This window comes from Streptomyces sp. NPDC006510, assembly GCF_040611955.1.
GTDB lineage: Bacteria > Actinomycetota > Actinomycetes > Streptomycetales > Streptomycetaceae > Streptomyces.
On sequence record NZ_JBEXPH010000317.1, the window covers coordinates 1 to 6,473 of the forward strand.

A 6,473-nucleotide genomic window follows, 5' to 3' on the forward strand; every position below is an offset into this window, starting at 1 on the left:
CGCGGCGCTCGAACCCGGCGGCCACCGCCGCCGCCACCGTGCCGTCGCCGCCGTCCGCCACCGGCAGGGTCTCGACCCGCACGTCGGGGACGACCCGCCGCAGCCCGGCCGTCACCCGCTCCGCGACCTGTACGGCCGTGAGCGAGCCCTTGAACTTGTCCGCCGCGACGAGCACGCGTGCGGTCTCCATCACTGCTCCGTCCGCCACCTTGCATCCCTTGCTTTCGAACAGGCAGTCGCGCCGCCCCCGACCCTATCCGCAGCGGATACCCGCTGCCCAGGGCCGTCTTGGTCCGGGTTCCGCCCCTGCTATTACGCTGCCTCGCGTGACCACCACTGACTACACCTCCTACATCGCGGGGCTCCCCCGGGTGCTGGCCGCCGCGGCCACCGTTTTCCGGGACGACCGGGGGCGGGTGCTGCTCGTCGAGCCGAACTACCGGGACGGCTGGGCGCTGCCCGGCGGAACGATCGAGTCCGACGACGGCGAGAGTCCGCGGCAGGCCGCGCGGCGCGAGACGGCCGAGGAGATCGGTCTCGATCTGCGGCCGGGACGGCTGCTCGCCGTCGACTGGGCACGCGGCCCGCGACGGCCGCCGATCGCCGCGTATCTGTACGACGGCGGAGTGCTGGACGAGGAGCAGTTGAAGGCGATCCGGCTCCAGGAGGAGGAGCTGCTGTCCTGGAAGCTGGTCGAGCGCGAGGAGATCGACCGCTATCTGCTCGGCGCTCTCGCGCTGCGCGTGCGGGCGGCGCTGGACGTACTCGAATCCGGTGATGGCGCGGCGGAGCTGGAGGACGGCCACCCGGTGGGCGGCTGACGCGCCGGGCCGGCTCCGGCCCCGCGTCCGCCCGTCGCCGGATACCACCCGTATTCCCTTTCTGTCCCGTTGTGCTGACCGGTCGTCAACTGGTAGGCCGGTCGACGCTGCCGGACGCGTGAGTTCATGTGCCATTGGTCCGCAGTGCACGCTCGACCGGCATCATCCGGACTCCACGACAGCGGAGGGATCATGCGTACGCACACGGGACACCTCAGCGGGCTGCTGGCCACGATCGTCGCAGCGTTCGCCTGCACGGCGGTCGTCGCCACGGCATCGACGGCGCTCGCGGAACCGGTATCGGCCCCGGCCGCACACGGCGGGCTGCCGCTGTCGGTCGACGGCGGCGCCTGGCAGTCCGGCCATGTCCAGGGCATGGCCATCGACCGCCGCAAGGGCTTCATGTACTTCTCGATGACCAACCTGCTGGTCAAGACCGACCTCAAGGGCAACCCGGTCGGCTCGGTCACCGGATTCACCGGCCACCTCGGCGATCTGGACTTCAACGAGAAGGACGGCCGGGTCTACGGCTCGCTGGAGTACAAGGAGGCGAAGTCCTTCTACATCGCGATCCTCGACGTCGACCGCATCACCCGGATGGACATGGACGCCCAGTCCACGGGTGTCGTCTCGACCGTCTACCTGAAGGAGGTCGTGAAGGACTTCACCGCCGACATGAACGGCGACGGGGTCTTCGACGGCGACACGGGCAAGACACCCGACCACCGCTACGGCTGCAGCGGCATCGACGGTGTCGCGTTCGGTCCGGCCTTCGGCGACCGGCGCGGCAAGCACGCCCCGAAGAAGCTGACGGTCGCGTACGGCGTGTACGCCAACGCGGGCCGCGCGGACAACGACCACCAGGTGCTGCTCCAGTACGACGTCACAAGGTGGAAGAAGTACGAGCGCCCGCTGACCGAGTCGGCCCCGCACACCAGCGGACCCGCCCGGGTCGACGGCAAGTTCTTCGCGTACACCGGAAACACCACGTACGGCGTGCAGAACCTGGAGTACGACGGGCACAGCGGCAACTGGCTGATGGCCGTCTACAAGGGCACCAAGCCGGGCTTCCCGAACTACTCGGTCTTCGCGCTGGACGGTGCGCGGAAGCCGGTGCGCGGCCCGGTGCGCGGGCAGCAGACCCCCGAGCGCGGTCTGCTGCTCCCGCTGCTGCGCGAGGGCGCGCACGACACCACGACGGATACGTACGGGTGGCCGGCGCCGGGGCAGTACGGACAGTACGGGCTGGTCTCGCTCGACGACGGGCGGTTCTACGTCGCGCGCAGCGGCACGCTCCAGGACGGCGGCGTCACCAAGCAGACCGCCCGGGCCGAGCTGAACACCTGGACGGGCCTGACCCCGTCGCCGTTCAGCCCTGCCGGTCCCACGGCCTGACGACCACCTCGCACGACGACTCGTCGCGCGCGGCGATCCGCGCTTTGGTGCGGTGGCCGCGCGCGACGCGGTCGCGCCCGGTGCCGGGGAATTGGCCTCGCGCACGGCGATCGGTGCTGCGTACGCTCGCGGCATGACTCTCGTCGCGATCCTCAGCGGCGCCGGTATCTCCACGGACTCCGGCATCCCCGACTACCGCGGGCCCAACGGGCTTTGGCGCAAGGACCCGGAGGCAGAGAAGCTCGTCACGTACGACTTCTACATGGCCGATCCGGAGATCCGCCGCCGCTCCTGGCAGATGCGCCGCACCAGTGCGACCTGGGCCGCGGAGCCGAACGCGGCGCACCGCGCGGTGGCGGAGCTGGAGCGGTCCGGCGCCCCGGTGCGGGTGATCACGCAGAACGTCGACGGACTGCATCAGCTCGCCGGGCTCCCCGCCCGCAAGGTCCTGGAACTTCACGGGACCGCGCGCGAGGTGGTCTGCACCCGCTGTCATGCCCGCTCCCCGATGGCCGAGGCGCTGGCCCGGGTGGAGGCGGGAGAGGCCGACCCGTCGTGCGCGGTCTGCGGCGGCATCCTGAAATCGGCCACAATCATGTTCGGCGAGCGGCTCGACCCGGTGGTGCTGGGCCAGGCGGTGTCGATCGCGAAGGCCTGCGAGGTGTTCATCGCGGTCGGTACGACGCTTCAGGTGCAGCCCGCCGCCTCGCTGGCCGGGATCGCGGTGGACAGCGGGGCGCGGCTCATCGTGGTGAACGCGGAGCCGACGCCGTACGACGAACTGGCCGAGGCGACCATCCGCGAGCCCATCGGCACGGCGCTGCCCGCGCTGCTGAAGCGGCTGGCCGCCGATACGGGGCCGGGTGAGGGTTCCGGCAGGGCTTCCGAGGGCTGAGGGAGCGGCCCGGCCGAAAAGCTCTCAACCCCTGCCGCTTGTGCGCCGACCCGGCCGGGAGGTGCCGATGGAGGGCTGTACAGCCCCTGTACGACCGAACCTTCCTCCCTCCACACCACCCGTGCCTCGTACGACACCGTCGCCGTCGACTACACCGCGTTGCTGGCCGACATGACGCCGAAGAAGCCGTACGACAACGCCGTGCCGGTCGCCTTCGCGGGGTTCGTGACGGCGGGCGGCGGCCGAGTGGGCGATCTGGGCTGCGGTCCCGGTCGTGTGACGGCTCATCTGCGCGATCTCGGGCTGACCGCCTTCGGCATCGACCTCTCCCCCGGCACGATCGCGGTGGCCCGCGCTACCCGGACCTCGTCTTCGACGAGGGGACGATGAACGCACTGGATCTGGCGGACAGCAGCCCGGCCGGGGCGCTCGCCCGGTACTCCCTGGTCCACACCCCGCCGGACAGACCCTAGTGGTCGAGTTCCTGCTGTATGCGGCGCGAGGGGCGGAACGTGTACAGGTCGAGGATGTCCGGCGGGTCCACCAGCCCCGGGCCTCCCGCCTCGACCCAGGCGACGATGTCCGTCACGGCATCCGGGTCGTTGACCAGCCCGAGCCAGACCGGGCGGCCGCCCGCCCGGCGGCCCTCGGCCGACGGCTGCACGACGACGACATTGGCCCGTTCGCAGGCGTCCAGGCACTCCACGGCGCGCACCGTGGCGATGTCGCCGAGCGACCGCCGCAGCTCGGCGAGCTGGCCGGCGTGGTCCACGTCCGGGATCTTTGGCGTCCCGCAGCAGCAGCCGCGGCAGACGCTGACGGTGGGCCGGGGCGTCCCCTGGGCGGGGGCCGCCCTTCGGGTGCGGCGGCTCATACGGGGACGCTTCCGGTGCGGGCGCGGATGATCACCATGGGACTGTACCGATCTCCGCTTTCGCTCGAACACCTGCTCTGCCCCGTGAGCGGGTGGGGTACAGTTGATGGCTGCGAAGGGGAGTAGCCCCGCAAACCGGTCGTCGACACACTGGAACCCCCGGGTTCCCGGTGGCCGGGCCCGTGGTTCACCGCGGGCGGGCGAGACCTTCGGTCAGGTATGACACGCCCGCATCCCGTGGGCGTTGACGTCATGCCGGGCCGAGTGGTCCTCCGGAAGCCCGAGTGGCGCTTCGCGAAGGCCCGGGGCCCGGCTCTCACAGAAGGCCACCCGGAATGCACCTCGACCCCCTGGCGATTCTCACCGCCTTCGGGCTGATCTTCCTTGCGGAACTCCCCGACAAGACGATGTTCGCGTCGCTCGCCATGGGCACCCGCATGCGACCGCTGTACGTCTGGTTCGGCACGTCGTCCGCGTTCATCGTGCACGTCGCCATCGCGGTGGGGGCCGGCAGCCTGATCGGACTGCTGCCCGACTGGATCGTGAAGCTCGTCTCGGCTTCCCTCTTCGCGTTCGGGGCCTTCATGCTGCTGCGCTCCGGTGGTGGCGATGACGACGAGGACGGCGGCACGAAGACGGTGACCGGTTTCTGGCCGGTCTATTCGACCGCGTTCATGGCCGTCTTCATCAGCGAGTGGGGCGACCTCACCCAGATCACCACGGCCAATCTGGCCGCGAGCGACGGCACCTGGTCCACGGCGATCGGGTCCGCGGCCGCTCTGATGTCCGTCTCGGCACTGGCACTGCTCGCCGGGCGCTTCATCGCGAAGCGCGTGCCGCTGAAAACGGTTCAGCGGATCGGCGGACTCTGCATGCTGGGGCTGGCGATCTGGACGCTGGTGGAAATCTTCACGGGCTGACGGCCGCCGCGCCTTCTCTCCCTGGCGTGCGCCGGCGCGTGGCTTCGGGACGGGCCCGGACCTGGGTGTCCGGGCCCGTCTCCGTGTCCGCCGGCGCGGGCGGTGTCAGAAGAGCGCCGGGGTGTCGTCCTGCGTACCGTTCTCGAAGGCCAGCAGCCGCTGCTTGCGGTCGAGTCCGCCGCCGTAGCCGGTGAGACTGCCCGAGGCGCCGATGACACGGTGGCAGGGGACGATGATGCCCACCGGGTTCTTGCCATTGGCCAGCCCCACCGCACGTGAGGCGCCGGGCTTGCCTAGGTTCTCGGCCAGTTCGCCGTACGAGCGCGTTTCGCCGTACGGAATCAGCTGGAGCTGCGCCCAGACGCTGCGTTGGAACGGGGTGCCGTCCAGGCGCAGCGGCAGATCGAAGGTGCGCAGTTCCCCGGCGAAGTAGGCGTCGAGCTGGCGGACGGCCTCCGTGAAGGGCCTCGGGTCGGGTCCGCCGAAGGTCTCCTCGGGCGGGCGGTGCCGCTGGCCGGTCATGTAGAGGCCCGCGAGAACCCCGTCGGTGGCGACGAGGGTGAGCGGACCGTACGGGCTGTCGACGACCGTGTGCTTCCGGGTCGCCGCACGTGCGTGCGGATCGGTCATGGCTGGACTTCCCGACTTCCTCAGGTGGGCAGGTGGTTGATGGGGTGGTCGTCCACGGTCCACAAGTACTGGACCGCGTACGCCCGCCAGGGGCGCCAGGCGGCTGCTCTGGCGGTGAGTGCCGCGGGCGTCGAGGGGAGGCCGAGCTGTTCGGCCGCGCGCCGGATGCCGAGGTCGGTGGGGAGGAAGGCGTCCGGGTCACCGAGCGCCCGCATCGCGATCACGTCGACGGTCCAGGGGCCGAAGCCGGGGAGGGCGGTCAGTTCGGCCCGCGCCTGTTCCCAGTCGGCGTCGGTGCCCAGCCGCAGCGAGCCGTCGGCGAGGGCGCCGACGAGTGTGGTGAGGGTGGTGCGGCGGCTGCGGGGCAGGGCGAGCTGCTCGGGGTCGAGCCCGGCGAGCGCCCCGGGGTCCGGGAAGAGGTGGGTGAGGCCGCCCTCCGGGTCGTCGACGGGCAGGCCGTGCGCGGTGACCAGGCGGGCCGCGTGGGTGCGGGCGGCGGCGGTGGAGACCTGCTGGCCGAGCACCGCCCGTACGGCGAACTCCGCGCCGTCGACGGTACGCGGCACCCTTCGGCCCGGCGCCTTGCCGACCAGCGGGGCCAGGAGCGGATCGGCGGACAGCTGCCCGTCGACGGCCACCGGGTCGGCGTCCAGATCGAGCAGCCAGCGGCAGCGGCTGATCGCGAGGGTGAGGTCGCGTGGATCGGTGAGCGAGAGACGGCAGGCGATGTGGTCGGGTTGCGGGGTGAGAGCGACGATGCCGTGTCCGTACCGCAGGGAGAGCGTGCGGCGGTAGGCGCCGTCGCGCCACTCCTCGACGCCGGGGACGGCGGTCGTGGCGAGGTGGCCGAAGAGGTTGCTGGGGTTGAGCGGGGCCCGGTAGGGCAGTCGCAGCACTATCACTCCCGGGGTGGCCGGGGGTGTCGCGGACCGGGCGGC

At 71.5% G+C, this 6,473-nt stretch carries 9 protein-coding genes; 5 read left to right on the plus strand and 4 right to left on the minus strand.

The features are described from left to right. Positions 1-190, minus strand: a 190-nt coding sequence (locus ABZY11_RS42085) for a glycerate kinase (protein WP_356484231.1), incomplete at its 3' end; no start/stop codon positions are given. Between the two features lie 136 nt (positions 191-326). On the opposite strand from ABZY11_RS42085, the gene ABZY11_RS42090 reads away from it, so the two are divergent. The 4 genes from ABZY11_RS42090 to ABZY11_RS42105 all read left to right on the plus strand — a co-directional run bounded on the left by ABZY11_RS42090 (position 327) and on the right by ABZY11_RS42105 (position 3,501). Next, the gene (locus tag ABZY11_RS42090; RefSeq protein WP_356484232.1) at positions 327-821 is read left to right on the plus strand and encodes an NUDIX hydrolase; all 495 of its coding nucleotides are present in this window, start codon (positions 327-329) and stop codon (positions 819-821) included. A 192-nt stretch (positions 822-1,013) separates the two neighbouring features. Beyond that, positions 1,014-2,216, plus strand: a complete 1,203-nt coding sequence (locus tag ABZY11_RS42095) for a hypothetical protein (RefSeq protein WP_356484233.1) — start codon at positions 1,014-1,016, stop codon at positions 2,214-2,216. A gap of 133 nt (positions 2,217-2,349) precedes the next feature. Further along, positions 2,350-3,111 (plus strand): Sir2 family NAD-dependent protein deacetylase, encoded by a 762-nt coding sequence (locus tag ABZY11_RS42100; protein WP_356484234.1) that lies wholly within the window; start codon positions 2,350-2,352, stop codon positions 3,109-3,111. A 171-nt stretch (positions 3,112-3,282) separates the two neighbouring features. Next, positions 3,283-3,501 (plus strand): methyltransferase domain-containing protein, encoded by a 219-nt coding sequence (locus ABZY11_RS42105; protein WP_356484235.1) that lies wholly within the window; start codon positions 3,283-3,285, stop codon positions 3,499-3,501. A 79-nt stretch (positions 3,502-3,580) separates the two neighbouring features. Here ABZY11_RS42105 and ABZY11_RS42110 read toward each other — a convergent pair whose 3' ends face one another. Beyond that, positions 3,581-3,985, minus strand: coding sequence for a (2Fe-2S) ferredoxin domain-containing protein (locus tag ABZY11_RS42110; RefSeq protein ID WP_356484236.1), 405 nt, complete (start codon positions 3,983-3,985; stop codon positions 3,581-3,583). Between the two features lie 335 nt (positions 3,986-4,320). Between ABZY11_RS42110 and ABZY11_RS42115 the strand changes: the two genes are divergently transcribed. Next, positions 4,321-4,905, plus strand: a complete 585-nt coding sequence (locus ABZY11_RS42115; RefSeq protein WP_356484237.1) for a TMEM165/GDT1 family protein — start codon at positions 4,321-4,323, stop codon at positions 4,903-4,905. A 105-nt stretch (positions 4,906-5,010) separates the two neighbouring features. On the opposite strand, the gene ABZY11_RS42120 is transcribed toward ABZY11_RS42115, so the two are convergent. Then, on the minus strand, positions 5,011-5,535 hold the full coding sequence (locus ABZY11_RS42120; RefSeq protein ID WP_356484238.1) for a methylated-DNA--[protein]-cysteine S-methyltransferase: 525 nt from the start codon (positions 5,533-5,535) through the stop codon (positions 5,011-5,013). A gap of 20 nt (positions 5,536-5,555) precedes the next feature. Next, the coding region (locus ABZY11_RS42125) for an AlkA N-terminal domain-containing protein (RefSeq protein ID WP_356484239.1) at positions 5,556-6,473 on the minus strand (918 nt) is incomplete at its 5' end.